Genomic DNA, 25,226 nt, shown 5'->3' with positions numbered 1-25,226 from the left:
GGTGATCACTTACCCCAATAACCAATTGTGTTCGCCGGGCCCTTGGTCCCCAAGTGATCCACCGTCAGGGCTTTCTCGCCTTTGGCGGTCAGCGCAGCCGATGGTGTTGCCTTGGCCTGGAAGGCAAGGGGAACGTCGCTGATGCTATCAATGGCAAAGGTGTAATCATTTTCTATTTCCTTGGGCGCGATAAAACCAAGGCTGGTCAGGTTGGCTGTATAAATCCGGCGATCCAGCAGGTAGGTCTGCTCCTTGCTGGCGAGCTCCATCAATGCCGCCTGGGCCGTTGCGCGCTTGCCCTTGCGAATGTAGTGCGTATAAGACGGATAGGCGACTGTCGCGAGGATGCCGACGATTGCAACCGTAATCATCAACTCGATGAGTGTGAATCCACGTTGCTTCATGGTCCGGCGGGTGCCCAGCCAACTGAGGGTGTATTTAGTTTTCACAGCTGGATTGTCATTGTTCCAGGCTTTGCGCTGGTTGCCGCTTGTCGCTCTACTCCATACGCCTGTCGATACGCGGCCCCGCCCTGTGTTCAGCGATCGGCGCGGTGTCGAAACTTTTCACCCTCGCAGATTGCTGGTTGCGTACGTTTTGCGTGAGGCAGTTGCAATATGTTTTCTATTGCATCGCCACTCGATCGATCATGGTTTTTTTGTCTTGTCTCCCCCAAGTGTGGGATGGTTTTCTCCCTGTGCCCGAGGTAGTCTCGTGCCTCTGAGGTCGGCATTGGGTTGGCCCGAACTCAAAGGGAGTGGATGCGCATGGGTGAACGCTCCGGCTGTGCCGGTTTCACGTTGATCGAATTACTGGGGACGGTTGCAGTTGCGTCCGTGCTGCTATCACTGGCGGCTCCGGCCATGTCTGATATGGCCAACTCCATGAAGTTAAGCACCGCGGGAAATTCTTTTTTCTCCAGTTTGCTGCTGGCTCGCAGCGAGGCCATCAAGCACAATTCTCGAGCTGTGATGTGCAAGTCGGCTACCGGGGATGCCTGCGCCACATCAGGGGGATGGGAGCAGGGGTGGATTGTGTTTCACGACTCAAACAACAACGCTTCACTGGACGAGGGTGAGGTGATTTTGTCGCGGGAGGCTGCCTTGCCGGAGCCCATCCGGCTGTCAGGCAACAGCTCGGTCGCCAAGTACCTGTCCTACACTTCCACCGGAACGACCAAGTTGGCTTCTGGCGCATTTCAGGTCGGCACCTTCACGGTATGCACGCAGTCGGCTACCACCGCGGAGGCCCGGCAGATTATTATCAACATCGCTGGGCGTCCCCGCATGGCCCGTGCGACGGTGAATAACTGCCCTTGATTTGATATCAGCGCCTCACCTCATCCACCAGCGTCTTGAATTCATCAATGTCTTCAAAGCTGCGGTACACGCTGGCAAAGCGGATGTAGGCTACCTTGTCGAGTTTCTTCAGCTCCCGCATGACCAGCTCGCCGAGGCGGTTGGAGGCGACTTCCCGAACGCCCAGGCTGAGGAGTTTTTCTTCAATCCGCTCGATGGCTGAGTCGATTTGCTCTGTGCTCACCGGCCGCTTGCGCAGCGCCAGGTTCATGGAGCCCAGGATTTTGCCGCGCTTGTACTCAATGCGGCGCCCATCTTTTTTGACAATCGCCGGAAAATTGACGTCTGGCCGCTCGTAGGTCGTGAAGCGCTTTTCACACGCGCCGCACTGGCGGCGGCGGCGTATGAAATCTGCATCTTCCGACACCCGGGTTTCTACCACCTGGGTCTCAAGGTTGCCGCAGAAGGGGCATTTCATCGGTTTGCCAAGACGTCGAAATGCGCTTTAGCGATAAACAGGGAAGCGGCTGGTCAGGGCATTGACCTTGGCGCGAACCGCTTCGATATTGGCGGCATCGCGGGGGTTGTCCAGCACATCTGCAATCAGGTTGGCCGTGATGCGTGCCTCTTCGTCCTTGAAGCCGCGCGTAGTCATCGCCGGTGTACCGATGCGCACGCCACTGGTGACCATCGGCTTTTCCGGGTCATTCGGAATCGCGTTTTTATTGATGGTCATGTGGGCGTTTCCGAGTACGGCTTCAGCCTCCTTGCCGGTGATTCCTTTGGCGCGCAGGTCGACCAGCATCAGGTGGCTCTCTGTTCGGCCGCTGACAATGCGCAAACCGCGCTGCGTCAGCGTTTCGGCCACGATTCGCGCGTTCGTCAGCACCTGCTGCTGATACGTCTTGAATTCGGGGGAGAGCGCCTCCTTGAAAGCCACCGCCTTGGCGGCAATCACGTGCATCAGCGGGCCACCCTGCAGGCCGGGGAAGATCGCGCTGTTGATGGCTTTCTCGTGCTCGGCTTTCATCAGGATGATGCCGCCGCGCGGGCCGCGCAGGCTCTTGTGCGTAGTGGACGTCACGACGTCGGCGTGCGGCACCGGGTTCGGGTACACGCCCGCAGCAACCAGTCCCGCGTAGTGCGCAATGTCGACCATGAAGATGGCGCCTACGGCTTTGGCGACTTTGGCAAAACGCTCGAAATCGATGCGCAGGCTGTAGGCCGAGGCGCCGGCGATGATGAGCTTGGGGCGGGTCTCGTGCGCCTTGCGCTCCATCGCGTCGTAGTCGATCTCTTCCTTGTCGTTGAGCCCGTAGGAGACAACGTTAAACCACTTGCCGCTCATGTTGAGTGCCATGCCGTGGGTCAGGTGACCGCCTTCGGCCAGGCTCATTCCCATGATGGTGTCGCCGGGCTTCAGGAAGGCAAGAAACACCGCCTCATTGGCGGAAGCGCCGCAATGCGGCTGCACGTTGGCGGCATCCGCGCCAAAAATCTGCTTGACGCGGTCAATCGCCAGCTGTTCGGCCACGTCCACATACTCGCAACCGCCGTAATAACGGCGGCCGGGGTAGCCTTCGGCGTACTTATTGGTGAGCTGCGAGCCTTGGGCTGCCATGACGGCGGGCGAGGCGTAGTTCTCGCTGGCAATCAGCTCGATGTGGTGTTCCTGCCGGGCGTTTTCAGCCTGGATGGCAGCGAAAATTTCGGGGTCGGTCTGTTCGACCAGAATATTGCGATGGTACATGGCAGTCCTTCAAGACTTTGATCCTTGTCCTTGGGTAGCAAGGAAGCAAGGGCTGCCCAGGCGAACGGCTGAACGCTGTGGCCAAACGGCTTTGAGCGGTGCGCTTCCCAGTGGTGTCCCCACGTCAGCATCAATGGCCGGCAAGACCATGATACCTATCGCCAGTCGCGCACCTCGCTAGTGTAACTGAGGCCGGGCGTTCGGGGGCAGGCGTGGGTTCAAAAGTAAAAAGCCGGGGTGGAGCCCGGCATGGAAGGAGAGTGCGCCCAGCCACCCGCAAAGGGCTGGCGGCCAGGAAACAGAGGGGCTCAGGAGCGGCTGAGGAGCGCCACTTTTTCAGGCGTTTTGCTGCCGTCGCCGGCATCCACCGCGCCGGGTTTTGCCGGCAACGAGGCCGGCATGGGGCGCGCAGGCGCCGGGGAAGCGAAGAATGGCGAGGGCAAAAGGCGCTTGCTCCCCACCACCGCCAGCAGGCGGGCGTGCTCGGCCATGACTTTCCCGGCGTAACCGCCGTCATCTTCCATGTTCGCCGCACCCACGTAATACTTCAGGCCGCCCTCGATCGAGCCGGCCCTGGCAATGCACTCCTGCAGTACCTTAACCCCGACGCGAAGGTTGGTAACCGGGTCAAACGCCGCCAGCTTGCCGCCAAAGTTTTCATATTTGTCGTGATGCACCTTGGTCATCACCTGCATCAAGCCCTGCGCGCCGACCGGGCTTTGGGCAAAAGGGTTGAAACCCGACTCGATCGCCATGATGGCCAGAATCAGGGTGGGGTCAAGCTTGGCCTTCTGGCCAATCTCAAACGCCTCCGACACCAGAACGCTCAGGGGCTCTGCCGCCACGCCGTATTTTTTGCTCAACCAGTAAGCCACTGCCGCCTGTTGGGACGGCAGGTCTTTCGGGTTGGATGCGGTGGCCCGGTCAATGGCGGCGGGCTCGGTAAAGCCGATCGCTTCCTCCTGGCGCTCCTGCAGCCAGGTGATGAGTTCGGATTCACCGGCCTGACGCAGATCGGGCCGGGCAACAAGCGTAATCACCGCGAACACAACGGCCAGCCCCAGCAGGGCAAAGCTGTTGTGGATGATCTCGAAAAAGCCTTGGGCAATGTCGTCAGCAATATTTGAAACACTGCTGCGTGCACTTTTGAAGTGCGCCTCAAGGTACGGCATCAAGCCATGGTTTCCTAGCGCTGTCATAGCACTCCTTTCTACGCCTGCAAAGGCGCGGGGGCCATGCAGACTTTGATTGGGTCGCCATCAAACCAAGGCTTGGCCTTGCGGGTGTTGACCCTTGTTTGACGTTGCCGGGATCGGCAGCGGATTCGGGTTGCCCCTAGGTGGTTTTGGGAGCAAGCCGAATTTTAGTGGTCGCTTTAATAACCTGTCAAGAATAACAAAGTTGTTTTATATGCATAAAAGTGAATTTAGCCCCTGCTTTTTACTCAAAAAATGGCCAAAGAGCGAGCTGTAGCGTTGCCTCGCTGCCTTTTGCGCTGCCTTTTGAAGAACCGCCCCAGTTAAATTTACTTACTCAAATTTCACTGTCATCCAAAATCCCGTGTGTCTGCCAGATAGCTTCTCATTGCAGGCGCAGGGCTCCCCCGGCGCTGCCTCAAGAAAACGGCAATCACTCCTGTGCCGACGATTGAAAATTTGGACTTGCCCCCGGCCTGTCGACGGTTTAACCTCTAGTTGCCTGATTGATTCAGGCTCCCGCTGGGTAACCAACCCCGGTAAAACTGGAAGCAATCACTTGCTTCTATCGCACTGTGAGACGATTACTCTCTCCTTTTGCGAAGACCGACGGCATGAGCATTACGCCCGCCGTCAACCCCGGTCAGTCAAGCTGGTCGGGGTTTTTCGTTTTGAATCACCACTTTTTTTCAAATAAATCATTGACCTTTTGGCCCGGCCATAAAAAACTCGGGTCTTATGCCAAGCAATGAATTGAAGAACAAGTGGTGGGCGGGGGGAAAGAGTTTTCAGGCCAAGGCCAGCGCTTGGGTCCGGTCACCGTCGTGGCGGCGCCRTGCGAGTTGGGCTTTCGGGGGGCTGTTGCTGTTGTGGGCGCTGGCCTATGCGGTGGTCCCCGTCATCCTGACATCGCAGCTGGAAAAAATTGCCTCCGAAAAACTGGGTCGTCGGGTGACCGTGGGGCAAGTGGACTTCAAGCCGTGGTCGCTGGAGCTGACTCTCAATGACCTCGTCATCGCCAAAACCAGTCCAGCAAGCGCCACTACACCGGGTGCAGCCGGGAGTGCCCAGGCCAGCGCAGCGCCTCAGCTCACGATCAAGCGTATCTATATAGATGCGGAACTCGAGTCCCTGCTGCGGCTGGCACCGGTGGCCGATGCGATCGTGGTGCAGGAACCCGCGGCTTCGCTGACTTATCTTGGGGAAGGGCGCTACGACATTGACGACATCCTGGACCGTTTCAAGGCCTCCGCAGGCGAGGTGCCTGGTGAGCCTCAGCGGTTTGCTCTCTACAACCTGGAGCTCAATGGCGGTCAACTGGACTTTATCGACCAGTCGGTGAGCAAGACCCACGTGCTGCGGGACCTGCAGCTCACAGTGCCTTTTTTGAGCAACCTGCAGTCCCAGCGCGAGATCAAAACCACGCCGCACCTGGCTTTCCGGCTCAATGGCAGCAGTTTCGACACGGCGGCCGTCGGTACGCCCTTTGCACAGACCCGCAAGACCGACGCCAGCGTCACGCTTAGCGGCTTTGACCTGAGCCCCTACCTGGCTTACTGGCCGGCTAGCCTGCCGTTCCGGCTGCAAAGCGCGGTACTGCATGCCGATGTCAAGGTGGCGTTTGAGCAGACGCCGAACGCCGTAGTCAGGATATCGGGCACGGCGACGGCAGAAAAGGTCCGCCTGCTGACTGTTCCAGGCCCCGTCTTGTCGGCGGCTTCGTCGTCAAGCCGGGACTTGCTGTCTTTCGATCGGCTGCAGATCAGCATGGACGACGTGCGCCCACTGGAGCAATTCGTCAAACTCTCTGCGGCGGAGCTCACCGCGCCTACGCTGCAGATCACGCGGGACCGGGCCGGGCGCCTGAATGTGCTGCCTTCCAGCAGGCAAAGCGCTGCAAAAAACATGGGAGCTGACGGCCAGAAACCGGGAGCAACCCCACCAAACGATGTCCAACCAAAGGCCGCGGTCAGCGCACCGGTGATCCCGCCCGCCGCAGCGGTTTCCACGGCGGCGACGCCCTGGAAAGTGCAGGTGGGCAAGGTCACCGTGCGCGGTGGTGCACTGAACTGGCTGGATGAAACCCTGAGCTCGCCTGCCCAGATCCGGCTGGCTGGCATCGCACTGGACGCGTCGGCCATTGCCGTGCCGTTTGCCGCCGGCGCACCCTTGCGGTTCAACGGATCGGTAGGGCTGGATCAATCCATCCAGGAACCGCCCGCTGCAGCGGCAGGCGCCAACACAAAAGCACTGACAAAGGCAAAGGCGATGGCGGCCGGGGTTTCTGCGAAAGCCACCGCGCCCGAGCCGGCCGCCACCCCGGCGTTGTTGACCTTCAGCGGAACGGCCACCGACCAGGCGGCCCAGGTCACGTCCACAGTGGCTGCGTGGCCGCTCAACATGGCAGCCAAGTACGTTGGCGAGTTTTTGCTTCCAGCGTTGAACGGCCAACTCGATGCCCAACTGGGCGTGACGTGGCAGGCCGCTAGCGGCGACAAGGGCCAGGCGCTGCAGGTCACGGCCCCGCAGATCGCCGTCAGCGACGTGGTGCTGGCGCAAGGCAAAACCTCGCTGGTGTCCATCAAGCGTGTGGACTTGTTTGAGGTGGGCATCGATGTGGCCGGCCAGACCTTCAAATCCGCCAAAATGCAGCTGACCCAGCCCAGGGCGAAGATCGACCGCGACAGCGGCAAACGCTGGATGTATGAGCGCTGGATGGTGAGCCACAGCACGCCATCGCCATCGCCGCCGTCAGCGCCCGTCGCCACCAAAGCAGACGCGCCTTCCTGGGCCGTGGCCATCAACGAGGTGCTGCTTGATGGTGGCGCCATATCGTTTTCCGACAAGGCCGGCGCCAAACCGGTCGCGTTTGAGGTTTCGGCGGCCAGGGCCCAACTGGGCGGTCTGGTGCTTGATGACCGGCCTTCGGCCAGGGCGCAAGCGGCCAAGCCCATGCCGCTCACCGCCTCCTTGCGCCTGGCTGCCGGGCATTTTGAACCCGGCAAGCTTGACTTCAAGGGCAGTGTGGGCCTCGTGCCGCTGCAGGCACAGGGCCAGCTGGTGGTGGACCGGCTGCCGGCGCAGGCGTTTGAGCCTTACTTTGCCGACACGCTCAACATCGAGCTGCTGCGCGCAGACGCCAGCTTCAAGGGCCGCGTGGCCTACCGCCAGACCCCGGCCGGGCCACAGGCCCAGGTTGCCGGCGATGTGGCGCTGGAAGAATTCAAGGCCAATACGCTGGCGCCCAGCGAAGACTTGCTGGCCTGGAAGGCGCTGAACCTGCGCGGCCTGAATTTTGCGCTGGACCCGGCCAAGGCCACGCGGGTGGACGTGAAGGAAACCGTGTTGACAGACTTCTTCGCCCGCGTGATCGTCACACCCGAGGGCCGCATCAACCTGCAAGACCTGCTCAAGCCGGGCGCCTCTGCCAGCACGGCGGGGGGCACGGCAACGATCGCCGCTTTCACGCCCGCATCTCAAGCGGCTACCAAAACCATAGCTGGTGGTGCCCGTCAAACAGAGGCTGTAGCGCCAAAAGGCTCGCAAACCGTAGCGCAATCGCCTGCTTCGACCCCTCCCGCCGCCAGCCCCGGCCCGCCTCCGGCAGTGAGTTTTGGCCCCATGAGCCTGGTCAACGGCAAGGTGCTGTTTTCGGACCGTTTTGTCAAACCCAACTATTCGGCCAACCTGAGCGACCTGACCGGCAAGCTCAGCGCGTTCTCCTCGGTGTCCCCGGTGGTGACATCCAGCACGCCGGGCAGCGGCACGGCTACGACGCCCAACATGGCCGACCTGGAGCTGCGAGGCCGGGCCGAGGGCACGGCGTCGCTGGAGATTTTGGGCAAGCTCAACCCGCTGGCCAAGCCGCTTGCGCTTGACATCACCGGCAAGGTGCGCGACCTGGAGCTGCCGCCGCTTTCGCCCTATGCCGTCAAGTACGCCGGGTACGGTATCAGCCGCGGCAAGCTCAGTATGGACGTCAACTATGTGGTTCTGCCTGACGGGCGGCTCACCGCCACCAACAAGCTCATCCTCAATCAGCTCAGTTTTGGTGACAAGGTCGAGGGTTCCACCGCCAGCCTGCCGGTCAAGCTGGCGGTAGCGTTGCTGGCCGACCGCAACGGCGTGATTGACCTGGACTTGCCCATCAGCGGCTCGTTGAACGACCCGCAGTTCAGCCTCGGCCCCATCATCGTCAAGGTCATTGTCAATGTGATCGTCAAGGCAATTACCGCACCGTTCAGCCTGCTGGCCAGTGCGCTGGGCGGTGGCGCAGAGGAGTTGAGCACCGTCAGTTTCAAGACCGGCAGCGCCCAGCTGGGGCCAGAAGCCAGGGCAGGGCTCGACAAGGTGGCCAAGGCGCTGGCTGATAGACCTGCGCTCAAGCTCACGGTAGTTGGCACCAGCAGTTTGGAGGCCGAGCGTGAGGGTTTCAAGCGCGAGCGGCTTGATGAACTGGTAGGGGCCGAAAAGCGGCGCAGTACGGTCAAAGAGGGCGGTACCACCGGGGCCGCGGTCAGCATCAGCGCCGCCGAGTACCCCACCTTGCTCAAGGAGGTCTATAAACGCGCGGACATGCCCAAACCGCGCAACCTCATCGGCCTGGCCAAAGAGCTGCCCGTGCCCGAGATGGAAAAACTGCTGCTGGCCGACATCAACGTGAGCGATGACGCCATGCGCGAGCTGGCGGTGCAGCGCGGCATGGCCGTCAAGGACTATCTCGCCACCCGAAATCTGCCACCTGATCGCCTCTTTCTGGGGGCCGCCAAAGCGGTGCCGCCAGAGGCCAAATGGACGCCACGCGCCGAACTTAATTTGGCGATGCCCTAAAAACAGCGAAAATACGCGCAGTGCTTTATTTTTTAAAGCGTGAGGGTGGGGCGCAGGAGGTAAAGGCCTTGTACGCCGCGACCCGCTTTCCCCGCTGACGGTTCACCACCCATTGCCCTACCCATGGCAGCAAGTGCTGGCATGGCGCAAGCATCCCGGAGCACAGGGCGCCCCGGCTCGCGTGCCGTCTTCGGCTGTTTTTCTCGAACCGAGTGTTATTAATTTTTTATGCTGCGTTTTCCCATGTCCAAATCTTCCAAAGCCGACGCCACCCCGGCACATGCATCCGCCGTGAAAACCGGCCCGGCCAAATCGCCTGAAGCCCATCCGCTGGATGGCCTGACGGGCGGCGCGTTTTCAGCGCCTACCTCGGGCGAGCGCGCGGCGCGCATCCGTCAGTGGCTGGTGACGGAGCCCACGGCAGAGCAGATGGCCGAGGTCTACAAGGACCTGGCCAACCGCGACAAGGGCGCCGCCAAACCCCTCAAGGAAAAGCTCGACGAAGTCAAACGCAGCAAAGGCCAGGAAGCCGTGGCGGCTGAATGGGCGGAAAAAGCGCAGGGCCTGCTCGCCTTGCCCAAACTCAATCTGGCCGATGCCCTGGCCTGGCAGCGCGATGCCGCCAAAGCCGGCGCTCCCTTGTCCCGGGATCCCCTGGCCAGCCTGAAGGTACAACTGGCCGAGCGCGTCAAAACCATCGAGGACCTGCAGCATCGCACCCAGGTGCAGCGCGAAGCCGCCGTGCTGATTGCGCAGCGCATCGAGGTGCTGTCGATCAAACCCTGGCGCGATGCGGAAGCGGCGCTCGATACGCTGCGCACCGACGTGACGCACTGGCAGAACCAGGCCGACGAGATCATGCACGACGCCAACTGGGCCAGTGTCGATGCCAAGTTTCCACCGCTGCTGGATGCCTCGCGTGGCCAGTTGCTCGCTGTGTGGGACGCGTTCCAGGGGGCCCTGGCCGTGGCTGTGAAAGCCGCGGAGGACGCGGCGGCGCCGCTGCCCGCCGTGCCGGTGTGGGCCGACGAACTGCGTGCCGCGCGCGGTGTGCCGGCGCCTGCGGGCGAGCAGCCGACGCGCGCCCCCAAGGCCAAAATCGACCCCGCCGTGTTGCAGGACATGCGCGAGAAGGCGACGGCGGCCGTGCAGGAGGCACTGGCCAGGCTGGAGCACGAAGTCACTGAAGGCCATGGCAAGTCCACACCCAAAGTCGCCGCTGACCTGCGCCATGCACTGAAAGAGCATGTCCGCCACATCGACAGCAAGCTCGAAGCCGCCGCCCACGCCGCGTTGACGGCTGCGGGTGAACTGGAAGGCTGGCAGCGCTGGCGCGCCGACCAGATCCGTGAAGAGCTGGTGGTGAAAGCCGAAGCGCTGGTGGCGCACCCCATGGGCGGCCGCAAGCAACAGGAAGCCTTGCGCGCCATGCGCGAGCAATGGAAGACCAGCGATCAGGGCGGCACGCCCAACCATGCGCTGTGGAAGCGCTTTGACGACGCCTGCAATGAAGCCCATAAAGTGGTCGAAACCTGGCTCGAAAAAGTCAAGGAGCAGACGGAGGCCAGCAAGGCTCAGCGCCGCGCACTGATTGATGAAGTGCTGGCCTGGGCCGAAGCCAACAAGACCAACACCGACTGGAAGCATCACATTCGCAGCCTTAACGGGTTTGTGGAGAAATGGCGCGAAGCGGGGCACCTGGGTGAAAAGGCCTTTGCCGAAATCCAGCCTGTCTGGAAAGCCGCCATGGATGCGGCTGATGCACCGCTAACGGCCGCCCGCAACGAGAGCCTGGCGCACCGCAAAGCCATGATTGAAGAGGCGCAAGTTCTGGGGGCTGAGCCCCAGTTGCGCATTGATGCCGTCAAGACCCTGCAGCAGCGCTGGCAGCATGAGGCGCAAAGTGTGCCGATTGAGCGCAAGCAGGAGCAAAAACTGTGGGACGCTTTTCGCAAGCCGATTGATGACGCCTTCCAGCGCAAAACCGCCGAGCGCGAAAAAGCAGCAGCTGCGCTTGGCGAGTTCGACCGCATGGTGCTCGAGGCCTCCAAAGCGGTGGAAGCCGCCACGGCCAGCGGCGATGCGCAAAAAATCCACGCCGCCGCCAAGGCGCTTGAGGCGATTGTTCGTGGCCAGGTTCCCGTGCCGGCCCCTGCGCCCGTACCCGCACCTGCGGCTACATCGGAGTCCGACGTGCCGTCGGCTCTTTCGGTCGAGGCCGTGCTTGCCGCCGCCAACGAAACACCTGTTGCAGCGGGAGATGATGCCGAAGCCTCCGTTGAATCTACGCAGGAAGCTACGGAAACAGTAGCAGACCAATCGCCCGTCATGGAAGCCGCTTCTGAAGCGGCCGCCACCGAGTTTGCGCAAGCCGGCGAGCCTGCCTCTGCACCCGCTGAGCCCCCGCCGCCGCCCAAAGCCGCACCCAGGCCCATCGTGGCCATGCGCGGTGATGACCGCCCTGGCATGCGCAAGGCTGAAGCAGCGCCCGCAGGACGAGGCGGAAAATTCGGTGACCGCAAGGATTCGCGCCCGGGCGGCCCGCGCCAAAGCACTGACAACAAGTTCGAGCCTTACCGCCCCGACCGCGATGGCAGCCGTTCCGGCCGTGACGACCGGGGCCCTCGCGGCAATGACCGCCCGGCCTTCGAAGACCGCGGTCCGCGCCTGGGCGATGCCGCTTTCCGCGCCCAACGCGAAGCCTTTGAGGCCGCCAACCACGCCCTGAAAAAGCTCGCCATGCAGGCCCATGGTGAAGTGCTGACCCACTTGATCACCGCCTGGGAAAAGCGCGATCCGTCGCTGCTGCCCGGCGCGCAGGAGCTGGGCAAGCAGGTCGCGCCCGCCGTGCGCAACCGCTGGGTTCAGGCGGTTGGCGCGCCCTCAGGCAAGGACGCGTCCGAGGCCTTGCTGCGCCTGGAGATTGCCGCCGAACTGCCCACGCCTGCCGAGCACCTCAGCGCCCGTCGCATGTTGCAACTGCAGCTGCTGACCCGGCGCAACGCGCCCGCGCCCGCTGAAACCTGGGGTGAAGACGCCGCCCAGGTGCTGGCAGCCGACTTCGATGCCGGCAACGCCAGGCGTGTGCAGAACGTGTTGAAGGTGTTGCTCAAGCGTTGAGCTGACCTCCCGCAGCGCAGGGGTTTGGCTTGGGCTTTCACGCTCCCGGTCTGCGTTCTTCGCGCTGCATTCTGGTGCGGCATGGAGGCATGAGCCAGCCGGGGTGTTCATCTCAGGGATGTCAGTGCCAGCGGCCTGACATCACTGGGCAAGAAATAATGGGCGTTGCAGTTGCCCATGGCCGGCCGGCTATCGCGTCGGCATGCCATACGAGGAAATACTCAAGCACCTGCCGGCCCCGAATTTTCAGCGCATGCGGCCAGGATGCTATCAAATAGATAGCCGTTTCCCCTGTGCTACTCTGCTCTTCCTTGTACTTCCCTGTCCTTAATGGGCTGAGGCCTTGTTTCTCTTGAAGTATTCATCAAACAGCCCAGCCAGGGCCGCGAAGTCCTGCGCAAAGCGAGGGCGGTTTACAAAATACGCTTCACAGGTCACGGCGAAGAATTCGGCCGGTGACGTGGCGCCGTAGCGGTCCAGCCAGGGTGGCGCGCCGCCAAAACGTTCGGCCATGGCAACCTGTTCGCAAAAGCCGTCATAGGCCGGTTGCATCACGGATTGCCAGGCCTCGCGTGCCGCACGCGAGGGCAGGGGCGGGCAACCGTTGGCGGCGCCGTCACGCATGTCGATCTTGTGGATGAATTCGTGAACCACGACGTTGTAGCCATGGCTGGCCGATTCACCAGCGGCAGCCACATCCTGCCAGCTCAGGGTGACGGGGCCCCGATCCATGGCTTCGCCCAGCAGGACTTCGCTGTAGCGGTGCACCACGCCGCTGCCGTCCGTGACCTCGCGGCGCGCCAGCATGGCCCCCGGGTGCACCACGATGCCTTTGAAGTCGTCGTAATAGTCGAGGCCCAGGTGCAGCACGGGCAGGCAGGCCTGCGCAGCAATCGCAACCGCCATCTCGTCCGTGACGACGAGGCCGTGCGCACCGCTGAATTCCTTTTGGGTCAGAAACTGGCTGACCTGGGTCCGCAGGTGTAACTGCTCGGCCGCGGGGCGCCGGGCCAGAAAAGGGTAGTGGGCCAGCGTGTCCAGCCACAGGGTCTCGGGAATGGCGCCAGGATCGGCACGGACGCGCCCCAGCAGTGTTCGCAACCAGTTCAGCATGAAGCGGGTGTGTCGATTGCAGGCTTTTTGTGAGCAGGCCGGCAGCCGGACCTACAGCAGGGGAATGCGCCGCAGGCCGCCGGCAGAAAGGCGCAGCACTTCGGCGCGCGGCGGTTTGGCCTCTGCGTGCCAGTCGCTGAGGACCACACGTACAAAACCCTGGCCGAGGTCATGCACCGCCGGTTGGTGAGTATGGCCGTGAATCAGGGTACGTGCCCCCGCAGCCTCCAGCCACTGGCGGGCGGCCTGGGCGTCCACATCGGCATAGCCAGCCCCCGATTGCCTGCGGCGTTCATGCTGCTGCTGGCTTTGCAGGCGCAGCCCGCGCGCAATGGCCAGGCGTTCGGCCAGCGGTTTGGCCAGAAAGGCCTTCTGCCAGTCGGGGCTGCGTACCTGCTGGCGAAACTTCAGGTAGTCCACATCACCCAGGCACAGCGCATCGCCATGCGACAGCAGCCAGCGGTGGGCGGACTGGCCTGGAAACACCAGCACAGTCGGATCAGCCAGCAAGGTGATGTTGCACAGGTCCATCAGCGTTGGGCCGGCCGGTGTCTGGCCCACCAGGAAGTCGCGGTTGCCGTGCATGAAAAAAACAGCCAGCCGGCCGGCCGTCTCGCCCAGCAGGCGGGCGCAGCGGTCTTCAAAGCTGGTTTCTGGTTTGGTCTCCAGGCCAGTCGCTGGGGCCGACAGGTCATCGCTTACCGCGTCGTCACCGACCCAGGCTTCAAACAGGTCGCCCAAAATGAACACCGCATCGGCAGGCGTGCTCTCAAGGTAATGCCTCCAGGCCGTGAAGGTGGCAGGCTCCCCGGCCTGCAAATGCAGGTCTGCGATGAAATCGACCGTGCGCCAGGAAGGCGGTGCATGGAGCTCCGCGATCTGGGGCACGGTCAAGGAGGAGGTCACGGGCTGGACTTGGGCAGGCTCAGTCCGAAGGGCTTCAGGCCAGCGCTACCGCTTTTTCGATCACCACGTCTTCGAGCGGCACGTCGTCATGAAAGCCCTTGCGGCCTGTCTTGACGGCCTTGATCTTGTCAACGACCTCGGTGCCCGCCACCACCTTGCCAAACACGGCATAGCCCCAACCCGATGCGCTGGGTGCGGTGTGGTTCAAAAAGCCGTTGTCAGCCACGTTGATGAAAAACTGTGAGCTGGCCGAGTGCGGCGCATTGGTGCGGGCCATGGCGACGGTGTAGTTGTCGTTCTTCAGGCCGTTGGTGGCTTCGTTCTCGATCTCGGCGTCGGTGGGCTTTTGTTTCATGCCGACTTCAAAGCCGCCGCCCTGCACCATGAAGCCGGGAATCACCCGGTGAAAAACGGTGTTGGCGTAGTGGCCCTTGTTGACGTAGCTCAGGAAGTTGGCGACGGTCTTGGGTGCCTTGGCGGCATCCAGCTCCAGCGTGATCACGCCGTAGTTTTTGATGTGGAGTTCGACTTTCGGGTTGCTCATGGTGGTTCCTGTATCAGTGAGTCAATTGATTAATTGACGAGGGTTGCAGATTGGATGAGAACGGGCGTTTTAGGCACGTCCGTGGGGAAGGGGCCGCCGGGGCCGGTGGGCACCGATTTGATTTTGTTCACCACGTCCATGCCGCTGATGACCTTGCCAAACACCGTGTAGCCGTAGAGCTGGGGAGCGTTGACGAGTTGCGCGCGTGGCGTGTTTTCATAGACCTGGCCCTGGTACTCAAACCGTGGCACCGGGTCGCCCGGCGGGATCGGCGTCGGGTTCAAAAAGTCGTTGTCCTTGACGTTGATGAAAAACTGCGATGACGCCGAATGGGGGTCGTTGGTGCGGGCCATGGCGAGTGTGCCCACCACGTTTTTGGCGCCGCCTTTGGCCAGGGCTTCGCGGCCTTCGTGGACTACCGGGGGGCGGGTCTTTTTCTCGGCATATTTCGCATCGTAGCCACCGCCCTGCACCATAAAGTTGCTGATCACGCGGTGAAAAATGGTGCCGTCGTAGTGTTTGTCCTTGACGTACTGCAAAAAGTTTTCGACTGTTTTGGGCGCTTTGTCGGGGTAGACCTCGACCACGAACTCGCCTTCGCTGGTCACAAACTTCACCTTGGGGGCACTTTGCGCCAGGGCCGGGCCGGCAAGGCAGGCGATGACGGCAGATGCAGCCACTGCCGCAAGCGCTGCGCGGCGAGCCGGGCTGAATGGGGTCAACATGGCGGACATGGCGAGTTTGGCAAATGCCATTGAATTACCTCTTCAAAAAAATATTTTCACTGGCTGCTCCGGCGAGGGGTATTGCCCCCCACGAGCGCCTGGCACGGCCTGTTTTAGCGCCTCTGGCCAGTTTGCCAAAGGTTACCACCATCGTGTCGCTGCTGTCGGTCCAGCGCAGGTCTCAGGGCAGCGGCTCATGCAATGCGAAGCACGGGCTACCGGGGCGATGCCCCGGATGCAGGGGCGGGCCTGGCAACCGTCGGGCTGGATGCCTGCGCGCCAGCGGCGGCCGGCTTTTGGCCTTTGGGGTCGGCTGACAACAAGGTGCGGATCAGCGCCAGCTTGGACGGCACACTGGTGTTGCCACCGTCAAGCTGCAGGGCTTTGCTGTAGGCCTGGCTGGCGAGCTTGGCGTAGACGTCGCCCAGGTTTTCGTGGGCGGTGGCGTAGCTGGGGTTGGTGCGGATCGCCATTTCAAGCGCAGCCCTGGCCTTGTCAAACTGGTTCTGGCCGGCGTAGAGCACTGCCAGGTTGTTGTAAGGCTCCGGCAGCTCGGGATATTCTTCCGTGATTTTGGTGAAGGTGGCAATCGCGTCGCCGGTCTTGCCGGTTTCGGTCTGGATGACACCCTTGAAGAAACGCATCTGGGGGTCGCGTGGCTTTGCGGCGATGTACTGGTCGGCCTTGGCCAGCGCTTCGGGGTATTGGCCGGCCCGTATCAGGCGGCTGACATCGGCGTAGTCGTCGGCATGGGCTGCGGATACCGACAGCATGGCGGCCAGCAACAGCATGCGCAGGGCCGCCGGCAAGGGGTTGCGTGAGTTGCTTGAGAACGGTGCGCGCGTGGGCATGAGAAATCTCGCAATTGTTTGGAAGCGTTGGTTACCCGTCGGGCAGAAAATCGCCCTGAAACGGTCCGGCTTTTCAGTGGCCCCTGGATTTTCCGCATGCTGCATGCTGTCAGGTCGGCTGGATATACTGACCAATTGTAGCTGAGGGGGTATAGTTCGTTGCCGCCCGAAAATCGTGCTTTCCCCTTTATGGCAGCTTCTTTTGCATTCCGTTTTTATATTTTTCTGCGCCCAAAACTGTCCGCCAGATTCCGTTTCCTGTCTCCCCTCTGACCGATCGACCGATTCCAGTCAGGCCACGCATCCAGATACTCCATGAGCCTTCGCATTTACAACACGCTGTCGCGTGACGTGGAAGATTTTTCTCCCCTGGTCCCCGGTCATGTCCGCATGTATGTGTGCGGCATGACGATTTACGACCTGTGCCACATCGGCCATGCGCGCATGATGATGGCGTTTGACGTGGTGCAACGCTGGCTCAAGGCCAGCGGCCTGCAGGTGACTTATGTGCGCAACATCACCGACATCGATGACAAGATCATCAAACGGGCGGTCGAGCGCGGCATCACCATTCGCGCGCTGACCGACGAGATGATCGTCGCCATGCACCAGGACATCGGAGCCCTGGGCATCGAGCCGCCCACCCTGGAGCCGCGCGCGACGGAATACGTACCGCAGATGCTTTCGCTGATCAGCACGCTGGAGGCCAAGGGCCTGGCCTACCGTTCTTCGAATGGGGACGTGAACTATGCGGTGCGCAAATTTCCGGGCTACGGCAAGCTTTCCGGCAAATCACTCGATGAGCTGCGGGCGGGCGAGCGCGTAGCGGTGCTGGACGGCAAGGAAGATCCGCTGGACTTCGTGCTCTGGAAACGCGCCAAGCCTGCCGAGCCACCGGAAGCTAAATGGGATAGTGACTATGGGTCCGGCCGGCCGGGCTGGCATATCGAATGCTCTGCCATGAGCTGCCAGACGCTGGGCGAAACTTTTGACATTCACGGCGGCGGGGCCGACCTGCAGTTTCCGCACCATGAAAACGAAATTGCGCAGAGCGAAGGCGCCAACGGCAAGCCGCTGGCACGCTTCTGGGTGCACAACGGCTTTGTGCGGGTTGATAACGAGAAGATGTCCAAGTCGCTGGGCAACTTTTTTACCATCCGTGAAGTGCTGCAGAAATACGACGCCGAAACGGTGCGGTTTTTCATCGTTCGTGCGCACTACCGAAGCCCGCTGAATTACAGCGACGCCCACCTCGACGACGCCCGCAATTCGCTCAAGCGCCTCTACACGGCGCTGGACCTCGTCAGCCCGGCCGACGTGTCGATTGACTGGGCCAATCCGTTTGCAGCGCGCTTCAAGGCTGCCATGGACGAGGACTTCGGCACACCCGAAGCCGTGGCGGTGCTGTTTGATCTGGCCGGTGAAGTCAACAAAACCCGTTCCGCCGAACTGGCCGGTTTGCTGAAGAGCCTGGGCGGCTGCCTGGGCTTGCTGCAGGGCGCTCCCGGTCGCTACCTTCAGGCCGGCGCGGGGCTGGATGACGCCAGCATCCAGCAACTGATCGCTCAGCGTGCCGATGCCAAGAAAGCGAAAAACTTCGCCGAGGCAGACCGCATCCGCAACGATTTGCTGGCCCAGGGCATTGTCCTCAAGGATTCACCTGCAGGCACTACCTGGGAGGTGCAATCGTGAGTTCAGGGCGTAATCATTTTTTTGCGCATTCTGGCTACCCATCGGCGCAGTGCGGGCGCGGGCAACCATGAAAAAGATAGTAAAAACCGGCCCCGCCAGCGTTGAACTGGCCGATGTTCCCGAGCCCGCCACCACGGTGCCAGAGTACTGGGGCGACGCATGCAAGCACCTGGTCAAGAAAGACCGGGTGATGAAGCGGCTGATTCCCCAGTTTGGTGATGCCTGTCTTCATGCAAGAGGCGATGCCTTCAGCACGCTGGCGCGCAGCATCGTGGGGCAGCAGATCTCCGTGAAAGCGGCCCAGAGCGTCTGGACAAAGTTCTCGGCCCTGCCCAAGAAAATCACGCCCGCCAACGTGCTCAGGCTCAAGGTTAACGACATGCGGGCTGCGGGCCTGAGTGCACGCAAGGTGGAGTACCTGGTAGACCTGTCGATACACTTCGATACCGGCGCGGTCCATGTGAAAGACTGGCAGGCAATGGACGACGAAGCCATCATTGCCGAGCTGGTGGCCATCCGCGGCATTGGCCGCTGGACGGCCGAGATGTTTCTGATTTTTTACCTGATGCGTCCCAACGTGCTGCCGCTGGACGATCTCGGCCTGATCAGCGGCATCAGCCAGAACTATTTTTCGGGTGAATCCGTCAGCCGCAGCGATGCGCGCGAGGTGGCTGCGGCCTGGGCGCCGTATTGCAGTGTCGCAACTTGGTATATTTGGCGCTCGCTGGACCCATTACCGGTTCTGGGTACCGAGCAAAAGTAACGGTAACAGGCCTTAAGTTTTAAGAAGCCTTGAGGAGCATTACATGGCGAAAAAAACCTTTCTCGATTTTGAGCAGCCCATTGCGGAGCTTGAAGGGAAAATTGAAGAGCTGCGCTACGTGCAGACCGAGTCGGCCGTAGATATCTCGGAAGAAATCGACCAGCTGGCCAAGAAAAGCCAGCAGCTGACCAAAGACATCTACAGCGACCTGAACCCCTGGCAGATCACCAAGATCGCCCGCCATCCGGAGCGGCCTTACACGCTGGATTACGTCAACGACATCTTCACCGATTTTGTGGAGCTGCACGGCGACCGGCATTTCTCGGACGACCTGAGCATTGTGGGCGGCCTGGCCCGCTTCAACGGCACTGCCTGCATGGTGCTGGGCCACCAGAAAGGGCGCGACACCCGGGAGCGCGGCCTGCGCAACTTCGGCATGAGCAAGCCCGAGGGCTACCGCAAGGCCTTGCGCCTCATGAAGACCGCCGAGAAGTTCAAGCTGCCGGTGTTCACCTTTGTGGATACACCCGGCGCCTACCCCGGCATCGACGCCGAAGAGCGCGGCCAGTCGGAGGCCATTGGCCGCAATATTTTTGAAATGGCGCAGCTCGAGGTGCCCATCATCACCACCATCATCGGCGAGGGCGGCTCCGGCGGCGCGTTGGCCATTTCGGTGGCCGACCAGGTGGTGATGCTGCAGTATTCGATTTACTCCGTGATCAGTCCGGAAGGCTGTGCATCCATTCTGTGGAAAACCTCGGAAAAGTCGCAGGAAGCCGCCGATGCGCTGGGCATCACGGCACACCGGCTCAAGGCTCTGGGCGTGATCGACAAGATCGTCAACGAACCCGTGGGCGGCGCCCATCGCGATCACAAGCAGATGGCGGCATTTTTGAAGCGGGCGCTCAACGACGCGTTCCGGCAGGTCAGCGACCTGAAGGTCAAGGAACTGCTGGACCGCCGCTACGAACGGCTGCAAAGCTACGGCCGTTTTACCGACACCAAAGCCGACGCCGGGAAATAGGGCGCCACGGCAAGCTCAAGCTCAAGCGAACAAGGCCATGGCCAGCCTGTCCGATCAGGAAATCCGGCACTACCGGGAGCAGGGCTACGTTATTCCGCAGTTCCGGCTCAGCGATGCCTGGGTCCGCCGGATGCAGGATGCGCTGAACACGCTGATCCGCAACAACCCGGGCGTGCGCCCCGAAAAACTGGTGAGCGCCCATATCGAGGGCCAGAACGATGAGGGCGTGCGGGGCAGCCGGGATTTTTTCGATCTCGCCATGAACCCGGATATCGTTGACCTGGTCACGCAGGTGATCGGGCCCGACGTCATCCTGTGGGGCTGCCACGTATTCTGCAAGCCGGCCAGCGAAGGTTTTGAAACGCCCTGGCACCAGGACGGCCATTACTGGCCCATCCGCCCGCTGGCCAACTGCACCGTCTGGGTGGCGCTGGAGCCGAGCACGCGCGAGAACGGCTGCCTGCGCGTGATCCCCGGCTCGCACGCCRCCAAAGTGCTGCATCCTCACCTGCATGAAGACCGCACCGACCTGACCCTGAACCAGCGCATGGCCGAAGGCAGCTTTGACGAGAATGACGCGGTCGACCTGGAGCTTGAGCCCGGCCAGATGTCTTTGCACGACATCTACATGATCCATGGCGCCCAGGCCAATACCTCCGGCACCAGGCGCACCGGCGTGGCGCTGCGCTACATGCCGGGCACTTCACTATTCGACCGCAGCCTGCGCCCGTCGGACGGCGAGACCGGCGTTCCGGTTAGTTTCGCCACGCGGCCTTTGTGGCTGCTGCGGGGCGAGGACCGAACGGGACGCAATGATTTTTCGGTGGGCCACCGTGGCTCGTAGCGGACCGGCGCACGGCTTATCCGAAGCGCTGGCTTCTTTCTCTCCGGGCCTGCCTTTCGCTGTAGCGCTCAGCGGCGGCGCCGATTCGACCGCCTTGCTGGTGGGCTGCGCCGAGAAATGGCCCGGTCAGGTCCGGGCCGTTCATATCCATCACGGCCTGCAGGCCGCAGCCGACGACTTTGAACGGCACTGCCAGGCCCTGTGTGCGCAGTTGAACGTGCCGCTTGCCGTGAAACGCGTGCAGGCCCGCCATGCACCCGGGGAAAGCCCCGAGGACGCGGCCCGCAAGGCCCGTTATGCGGCTTTTGGGGCGGTCGCCCGTGAAGAATGGGCGCCGCATGCCATCAAGGACATCGCCATAGCTCAGCATGCCGATGACCAGGTTGAGACCATGCTGCTGGCGCTGTCGCGCGGGGCAGGGTTGCCGGGGCTGGCCGCCATGCCGGCGCGGTGGGAACGGGACGGCATCACCTACCACCGCCCGTTGCTGGCGGTGCCGGGGGCGCTGCTGCGAGCCTGGCTGGTCGAACGGGGCTTGTCCTGGGTGGAAGACCCGACCAACACCGACGAGCAGTTCACGCGTAACCGCATTCGGGCCCGGCTGTTGCCCGCGCTGGCGGAGGCGTTTCCGCAGTTCCGCGAGACCTTTGCACGCAGTGCCCGGCACGCGGCCCAGGCCCAGGCGCTGCTGGTGGAGGTGGCGCAGCAGGATCTGGCCGCGGTCGGCTTGCCGCCTGCCATCGCGGCCCTGCAGGCGTTTTCGCAGGCGCGCCAGGCCAATGTGCTGCGCCATTGGCTGCAGCTGCAGCAGGCAACGCCCAGCGCGGCGCAGCTCGAGCAGCTGCTGGCGCAAGTTGCCGCCTGCACCACCCGCGGGCACAAGATCCACCTCAAGGTGGCGACCGGCCACGTGACGCGCGCCGGCGCGGTGCTGCACTACACCGCCGGGGCGGGCCAGACGGACGAGTAGGTAATAGCCCTGGGTATAATTGAGAGCTTTGCTGGCTGCCAAAGCCTTCCCTGCAGAATGCAGAAAGGGCATGAGAGGCCTGCAAAAAGCAGCACGCAATGTTTGCAACCAACTCCTGAATTGACATCCTGCAATGGCTTTGATCGTTCATAAATACGGCGGCACATCGATGGGCTCAACCGAGCGCATCCGCAATGTGGCCAAGCGCGTCGCCAAGTGGGCGCGGGCCGGCCACCAGATGGTCGTGGTTCCCAGCGCCATGAGTGGCGAAACCAATCGTTTGCTGGGCCTGGCCAAAGAGCTGGCCCCCGCACGGCCCGGTGACGACTATCACCGTGAACTCGACGCGCTGGCCGCGACCGGCGAGCAGGCCTCCAGTGCGCTGTTGGCCATTGCGCTGCAGTCCGAAGGCATGCAGGCCGTGAGCTACGCCGGCTGGCAGGTCACCATCAAGACCAACAACGCCTATACCAAGGCCCGCATCGAGTCGATTGACGACGAGCGCGTGCGCGCCGATCTGGACGCCGGCAAGGTCGTGATCATCACCGGCTTCCAGGGTGTGGACGAGGGCGGCAACGTCACCACGCTGGGCCGCGGCGGCTCCGACACCTCGGCTGTGGCGATCGCGGCAGCCCTGAAAGCCCACGAGTGCCTGATTTACACCGACGTGGACGGCGTGTACACGACCGACCCGCGCGTGGTGCCCGAGGCACGCCGCCTGCACACCGTGAGTTTCGAGGAAATGCTGGAGATGGCCTCCATGGGCTCCAAGGTGCTGCAGATTCGCTCGGTGGAATTTGCCGGCAAGTACAAGGTGCCGCTGCGTGTGCTGTCCAGCTTCACCGACTGGGACATCGACATCAACGAAGAAGCCAAATCAGGCACTTTGATCAGTTTTGAGGAAGACGAAAACATGGAACAAGCCATCGTATCGGGCATCGCTTTCAACCGCGATGAAGCCAAAATCTCCGTCCTCGGCGTGCCAGACACCCCGGGCATTGCCTACCAGATCCTTGGCGCCGTGGCCGACGCCAACATCGAAGTCGATGTGATCATCCAGAACATCAGCAAGGACGGCAAGACGGACTTCAGCTTTACCGTGCACCGCAACGACTATTCCAAAGCCGTTGACCTGCTGAAAACCAAGGTGCTGCCGGCGCTGGGCGCGCAGGAAGTCACCGGCGACGCCAAGATCTGCAAGGTCAGCATCGTGGGCATCGGCATGCGCAGCCATGTGGGTGTTGCCAGCAAGATGTTCCGCGTGCTCAGCGAAGAGGGCATCAACATCCAGATGATCTCGACCAGCGAAATCAAGACCTCCGTGGTCATTGACGAAAAATACATGGAGCTGGCCGTTCGTGCCTTGCACAAGGCTTTTGACCTGGACCAGCCCGCCGCCTGAAAACCGGCCTGAAAGTCGTGAGATAATCGCTTTATTGGAAACGTGACCGAGTGGCCGAAGGTGTTCCCCTGCTAAGGGAGTATGGGGTGTAGAGCCTCATCGAGGGTTCGAATCCCTCCGTTTCCGCCAGTACAAAAAGCCGCCTTCGGGCGGCTTTTTTACGTCTGTCCCGGGCTGGCCGACAGATCAGCTGGACAACCGGGTTCCGCGGGCCACCAGCAGCTCATTTGGCCCTTCCCAGCCGCCTGGCGACTGAAATGCGCTGAGCTTGTTTTCCATCTCGGCCCAGGCGGCGTCCTGGGCTTCCTGGCTCAGGTTGCCCAGAATCTGCACGATCGGCGAGGCCGACGTGCGTATGAAAGTCAAATAGTCCTGGGTCGAGGGCAGGCGAAAGGGCGCAGAAACCCGGGTGGTCGCCACGTCTGTGAATCCTGCGGCGCGGAACAGCTCGTCAAGCAGGCCCGGCTTGCCCAGGCTCATCAAGGTTCCCGGTAGGTATGGATCTCGCGGCGGCAGGCCTGCATGCTTGAGCGCCGTTGACATCAGGATGCCGATGCAGGGGTTGTGTTGCGGCTCGGAGAACACCAGCACAGCGGCATGCCCATCGGGTCTCAGGGCGTGGTGAACCTGCTGCAGGGCCTGCAGGGGATTGGGGCAGAACATGAGGCCGAGCCGGGACACGGCCGCGTTGAAGCTCGCAGCATCAACGCCCAGATGTTCGGCATCGCAGACGCAGGTTTCAACATTGGACAAGCCGGCATCGCGCGCGTTGTCTTGTGCGAACTGCAAAATCCCTGGGGAAATGTCGGTGGCCAGCACATAACCGCCGGGCCCGACCCGCCGAGCGATGTCCAGCGTCTGGTCCCCGGCGCCTGCGGCGATGTCGAGCACCCGCATGCCGACTGTGATGTGGGCAGCATCCAGCATGGCTGATGTGGCTTGCGCGAGCCAGTCATGGATAGGCCGTGTTTGAGCGTTCCACCCGCTGGCAGACTTATCCCAGGCTTGTCTGGTGGCCGCCTTGAACTGTTCCGGGCTCAATGTGTTCATGAAAGCTCCCTTGGGGAAAGTCGCGCGGCAGCCAGTTTGATCCGAACCAGTTGCGAACGCAAGCGTAAGTGCAAGCGCTTCCCCTGCCGTCCCTGCCATTCTGATACACAATTTCAGGACACAGCTCGCAAACGCTTGCTGGCTATCGGATGCCCGCGCGCCCGGTTGACGTGGCCGCACACCATAATCCGGAACTGTTCAAAAAAACTGAGTCGACAGGACACCCATGCGCCTTCGCCACATCGAAGTATTCAATGCCGTCATGCTCACTGGCAGTGTCAGCGGTGCGGCGCGCCTGATCAATGTCACCCAGCCGGCAGTCAGCCGAGTCCTGCAGCATGCGGAGCTGCAGCTTGGTTTCGCACTCTTTCAGCGCGGCAAGGGCCGACTCACGCCAACTTCTGAAGCGCTCACCCTGTATCCGCACATCGAGCGGCTGTTTGCACAGCTCGATGAGGTGCAGCGTCTGGCGGTCAACCTCAAGACGGGGGAGAGCGCCAAAGAGTTGCGCATTCTGACCGTGCTGGCGCTGAGCTACGAGATCCTGCCGCACACCATCAAGCTGTTTCGCGTCAGGCATCCTGATGTAGCCATCACGGTCAAGGCGCTGCATTCGCCGCAAATTGTCTCGGCATTGGCGTTGCAGGAAGGGGATGTCGGCTTTTTGTTCAGCCCGGTAGTGCATTCAGCGCTGGCGCAGGAGCATCTGGCCGATGGCCGCATGGTCTGTATCGCGCCCAAAGGCATGCTGGCCGCGCGCCTGACCAAACGCGGCAGCGTCACGCTGGCGGATTTGACCAAGGTGCCCGTCATTGGGCTCGACGTCCTGGACCCGGTGGGCCGCAGCCTGAACCAGGCTTGTCGTGAGGCCGGCGTGGGGCTGGAGTTCTCCATTACCGTGCAGACCTATCACTCGGCGTTGGCACTGGCTCACCACGGGCTCGGCATTGCCGTGGTGGATACCTGCACGGCGGTATCCGCCGATCTGTCGCGCGTGGATGTGTTGGCGCTGGAGCCCCTGATTCCGGTGCCCATCAAGGCTGTGCTGCCCGCGGGCAAGCCAGGCTCGGTCGTGGTGCGGGCGTTTGTGCGCTGTTTTCAACAGGCGCTGGCACGGACAGTCTGAGCCGGCTCCCGTTGTCTGCGGT

Annotated in this window: 20 protein-coding genes, 1 tRNA gene and 1 riboswitch; of the genes, 11 read left to right on the top strand and 10 right to left on the bottom strand. The window is 62.0% G+C overall.

All coding sequences use genetic code 11. The features are described from left to right. Positions 1-5: 5 nt before the first annotated feature. Positions 6-449 carry a type IV pilin protein gene (locus AC1DUB_RS04620; protein WP_477728503.1) on the bottom strand — a complete coding sequence of 148 codons (444 nt, stop codon included), beginning with the start codon at positions 447-449 and terminating at the stop codon, positions 6-8. A gap of 318 nt (positions 450-767) precedes the next feature. Here AC1DUB_RS04620 and AC1DUB_RS04615 point away from each other — a divergent pair, with 318 nt between their 5' ends. Continuing rightward, a complete protein-coding gene (locus AC1DUB_RS04615) occupies positions 768-1,319 on the top strand; it encodes a GspH/FimT family pseudopilin (protein WP_477728502.1) in 552 nt (183 codons plus the stop codon). A 7-nt stretch (positions 1,320-1,326) separates the two neighbouring features. Here the strand turns inward: AC1DUB_RS04615 and nrdR are convergent, their stop codons facing one another. The 3 genes from nrdR to AC1DUB_RS04600 form a co-directional block, all read right to left on the bottom strand. Continuing rightward, a complete protein-coding gene (gene nrdR, locus AC1DUB_RS04610; RefSeq protein ID WP_477717114.1) occupies positions 1,327-1,776 on the bottom strand; it encodes a transcriptional regulator NrdR in 450 nt (149 codons plus the stop codon). A 27-nt stretch (positions 1,777-1,803) separates the two neighbouring features. After that, the gene (gene glyA / locus AC1DUB_RS04605) at positions 1,804-3,048 is read right to left on the bottom strand and encodes a serine hydroxymethyltransferase (RefSeq protein ID WP_477728501.1); all 1,245 of its coding nucleotides are present in this window, start codon (positions 3,046-3,048) and stop codon (positions 1,804-1,806) included. Between the two features lie 47 nt (positions 3,049-3,095). Next, positions 3,096-3,227: riboswitch (ZMP/ZTP riboswitch) on the bottom strand. A gap of 129 nt (positions 3,228-3,356) precedes the next feature. Next, on the bottom strand, positions 3,357-4,220 hold the full coding sequence (locus AC1DUB_RS04600) for a lytic transglycosylase domain-containing protein (RefSeq protein ID WP_477717228.1): 864 nt from the start codon (positions 4,218-4,220) through the stop codon (positions 3,357-3,359). Positions 4,221-4,982: 762 nt separating this feature from the next. On the opposite strand from AC1DUB_RS04600, the gene AC1DUB_RS04595 reads away from it, so the two are divergent. Both AC1DUB_RS04595 and AC1DUB_RS04590 read left to right on the top strand, forming a co-directional pair. Beyond that, positions 4,983-9,074, top strand: a complete 4,092-nt coding sequence (locus tag AC1DUB_RS04595; RefSeq protein ID WP_477728500.1) for a DUF748 domain-containing protein — start codon at positions 4,983-4,985, stop codon at positions 9,072-9,074. A gap of 243 nt (positions 9,075-9,317) precedes the next feature. Then, positions 9,318-12,194, top strand: a complete 2,877-nt coding sequence (locus AC1DUB_RS04590) for a DUF349 domain-containing protein (protein ID WP_477728499.1) — start codon at positions 9,318-9,320, stop codon at positions 12,192-12,194. 327 nt (positions 12,195-12,521) lie between these two features. On the opposite strand, the gene AC1DUB_RS04585 is transcribed toward AC1DUB_RS04590, so the two are convergent. The 5 genes from AC1DUB_RS04585 to AC1DUB_RS04565 all read right to left on the bottom strand — a co-directional run bounded on the left by AC1DUB_RS04585 (position 12,522) and on the right by AC1DUB_RS04565 (position 16,333). Further along, entirely contained in the window at positions 12,522-13,307 is a 786-nt protein-coding gene (locus AC1DUB_RS04585; protein WP_477728498.1) for a M90 family metallopeptidase, read from the bottom strand. Positions 13,308-13,358: 51 nt separating this feature from the next. Beyond that, a complete protein-coding gene (locus AC1DUB_RS04580) occupies positions 13,359-14,213 on the bottom strand; it encodes a UDP-2,3-diacylglucosamine diphosphatase (protein ID WP_477728497.1) in 855 nt (284 codons plus the stop codon). A 34-nt stretch (positions 14,214-14,247) separates the two neighbouring features. Next, the gene (locus tag AC1DUB_RS04575; RefSeq protein WP_477717108.1) at positions 14,248-14,757 is read right to left on the bottom strand and encodes a peptidylprolyl isomerase; all 510 of its coding nucleotides are present in this window, start codon (positions 14,755-14,757) and stop codon (positions 14,248-14,250) included. Positions 14,758-14,786: 29 nt separating this feature from the next. Continuing rightward, positions 14,787-15,512, bottom strand: coding sequence for a peptidylprolyl isomerase (locus AC1DUB_RS04570; protein ID WP_477728496.1), 726 nt, complete (start codon positions 15,510-15,512; stop codon positions 14,787-14,789). A 185-nt stretch (positions 15,513-15,697) separates the two neighbouring features. Then, positions 15,698-16,333, bottom strand: a complete 636-nt coding sequence (locus tag AC1DUB_RS04565; RefSeq protein WP_477728495.1) for a tetratricopeptide repeat protein — start codon at positions 16,331-16,333, stop codon at positions 15,698-15,700. 315 nt (positions 16,334-16,648) lie between these two features. On the opposite strand from AC1DUB_RS04565, the gene cysS reads away from it, so the two are divergent. From cysS to AC1DUB_RS04530, 7 genes are all read left to right on the top strand, one after another. Continuing rightward, positions 16,649-18,025, top strand: coding sequence for a cysteine--tRNA ligase (gene cysS, locus AC1DUB_RS04560; protein ID WP_477728494.1), 1,377 nt, complete (start codon positions 16,649-16,651; stop codon positions 18,023-18,025). A 67-nt stretch (positions 18,026-18,092) separates the two neighbouring features. After that, on the top strand, positions 18,093-18,788 hold the full coding sequence (locus AC1DUB_RS04555) for a DNA-3-methyladenine glycosylase family protein (RefSeq protein ID WP_477717104.1): 696 nt from the start codon (positions 18,093-18,095) through the stop codon (positions 18,786-18,788). Between the two features lie 43 nt (positions 18,789-18,831). Further along, on the top strand, positions 18,832-19,812 hold the full coding sequence (locus AC1DUB_RS04550; protein WP_477717103.1) for an acetyl-CoA carboxylase carboxyltransferase subunit alpha: 981 nt from the start codon (positions 18,832-18,834) through the stop codon (positions 19,810-19,812). Between the two features lie 37 nt (positions 19,813-19,849). After that, complete coding sequence (locus tag AC1DUB_RS04545) at positions 19,850-20,656, top strand: phytanoyl-CoA dioxygenase family protein (RefSeq protein WP_477728493.1); 807 nt, start codon at positions 19,850-19,852, stop codon at positions 20,654-20,656. Then, complete coding sequence (tilS, locus tag AC1DUB_RS04540) at positions 20,625-21,626, top strand: tRNA lysidine(34) synthetase TilS (protein WP_477728492.1); 1,002 nt, start codon at positions 20,625-20,627, stop codon at positions 21,624-21,626. Before AC1DUB_RS04545 ends, tilS begins: the two co-directional genes overlap by 32 nt. Before the next feature lie 133 nt (positions 21,627-21,759). Then, positions 21,760-23,028: an aspartate kinase gene (locus tag AC1DUB_RS04535; RefSeq protein WP_477728491.1), complete on the top strand. Its 1,269-nt coding sequence runs from the start codon at positions 21,760-21,762 to the stop codon at positions 23,026-23,028. Positions 23,029-23,064: 36 nt separating this feature from the next. Continuing rightward, positions 23,065-23,157, top strand: a tRNA-Ser gene (locus AC1DUB_RS04530). Between the two features lie 57 nt (positions 23,158-23,214). On the opposite strand, the gene AC1DUB_RS04525 is transcribed toward AC1DUB_RS04530, so the two are convergent. Continuing rightward, the gene (locus tag AC1DUB_RS04525; RefSeq protein WP_477728490.1) at positions 23,215-24,078 is read right to left on the bottom strand and encodes a class I SAM-dependent methyltransferase; all 864 of its coding nucleotides are present in this window, start codon (positions 24,076-24,078) and stop codon (positions 23,215-23,217) included. 226 nt (positions 24,079-24,304) lie between these two features. Between AC1DUB_RS04525 and AC1DUB_RS04520 the strand changes: the two genes are divergently transcribed. Next, the gene (locus AC1DUB_RS04520; protein WP_477728489.1) at positions 24,305-25,204 is read left to right on the top strand and encodes a LysR family transcriptional regulator; all 900 of its coding nucleotides are present in this window, start codon (positions 24,305-24,307) and stop codon (positions 25,202-25,204) included. Positions 25,205-25,226 lie beyond the last annotated feature (22 nt).

The organism is Polaromonas sp. P4_F9, assembly GCF_056401235.1.
This window is presented reverse-complemented; position numbering and strand designations above follow the sequence as displayed.

Coding starts and splice junctions, on each gene's coding strand:
- AC1DUB_RS04615 (WP_477728502.1), top strand. CDS start 768: ATGGGTGAACGCTCCGGCTGTGCCGGTTTCACGTTGATCGAATTACTG.
- nrdR (WP_477717114.1), bottom strand. CDS start 1,776: ATGAAATGCCCCTTCTGCGGCAACCTTGAGACCCAGGTGGTAGAAACC.
- glyA (WP_477728501.1), bottom strand. CDS start 3,048: ATGTACCATCGCAATATTCTGGTCGAACAGACCGACCCCGAAATTTTC.
- AC1DUB_RS04600 (WP_477717228.1), bottom strand. CDS start 4,220: ATGCCGTACCTTGAGGCGCACTTCAAAAGTGCACGCAGCAGTGTTTCA.
- AC1DUB_RS04590 (WP_477728499.1), top strand. CDS start 9,318: ATGTCCAAATCTTCCAAAGCCGACGCCACCCCGGCACATGCATCCGCC.
- AC1DUB_RS04585 (WP_477728498.1), bottom strand. CDS start 13,307: ATGCTGAACTGGTTGCGAACACTGCTGGGGCGCGTCCGTGCCGATCCT.
- AC1DUB_RS04575 (WP_477717108.1), bottom strand. CDS start 14,757: ATGAGCAACCCGAAAGTCGAACTCCACATCAAAAACTACGGCGTGATC.
- AC1DUB_RS04570 (WP_477728496.1), bottom strand. CDS start 15,512: ATGGCATTTGCCAAACTCGCCATGTCCGCCATGTTGACCCCATTCAGC.
- AC1DUB_RS04565 (WP_477728495.1), bottom strand. CDS start 16,333: ATGCCCACGCGCGCACCGTTCTCAAGCAACTCACGCAACCCCTTGCCG.
- cysS (WP_477728494.1), top strand. CDS start 16,649: ATGAGCCTTCGCATTTACAACACGCTGTCGCGTGACGTGGAAGATTTT.
- AC1DUB_RS04555 (WP_477717104.1), top strand. CDS start 18,093: ATGAAAAAGATAGTAAAAACCGGCCCCGCCAGCGTTGAACTGGCCGAT.
- AC1DUB_RS04550 (WP_477717103.1), top strand. CDS start 18,832: ATGGCGAAAAAAACCTTTCTCGATTTTGAGCAGCCCATTGCGGAGCTT.
- tilS (WP_477728492.1), top strand. CDS start 20,625: ATGATTTTTCGGTGGGCCACCGTGGCTCGTAGCGGACCGGCGCACGGC.
- AC1DUB_RS04535 (WP_477728491.1), top strand. CDS start 21,760: ATGGCTTTGATCGTTCATAAATACGGCGGCACATCGATGGGCTCAACC.
- AC1DUB_RS04525 (WP_477728490.1), bottom strand. CDS start 24,078: ATGAACACATTGAGCCCGGAACAGTTCAAGGCGGCCACCAGACAAGCC.
- AC1DUB_RS04520 (WP_477728489.1), top strand. CDS start 24,305: ATGCGCCTTCGCCACATCGAAGTATTCAATGCCGTCATGCTCACTGGC.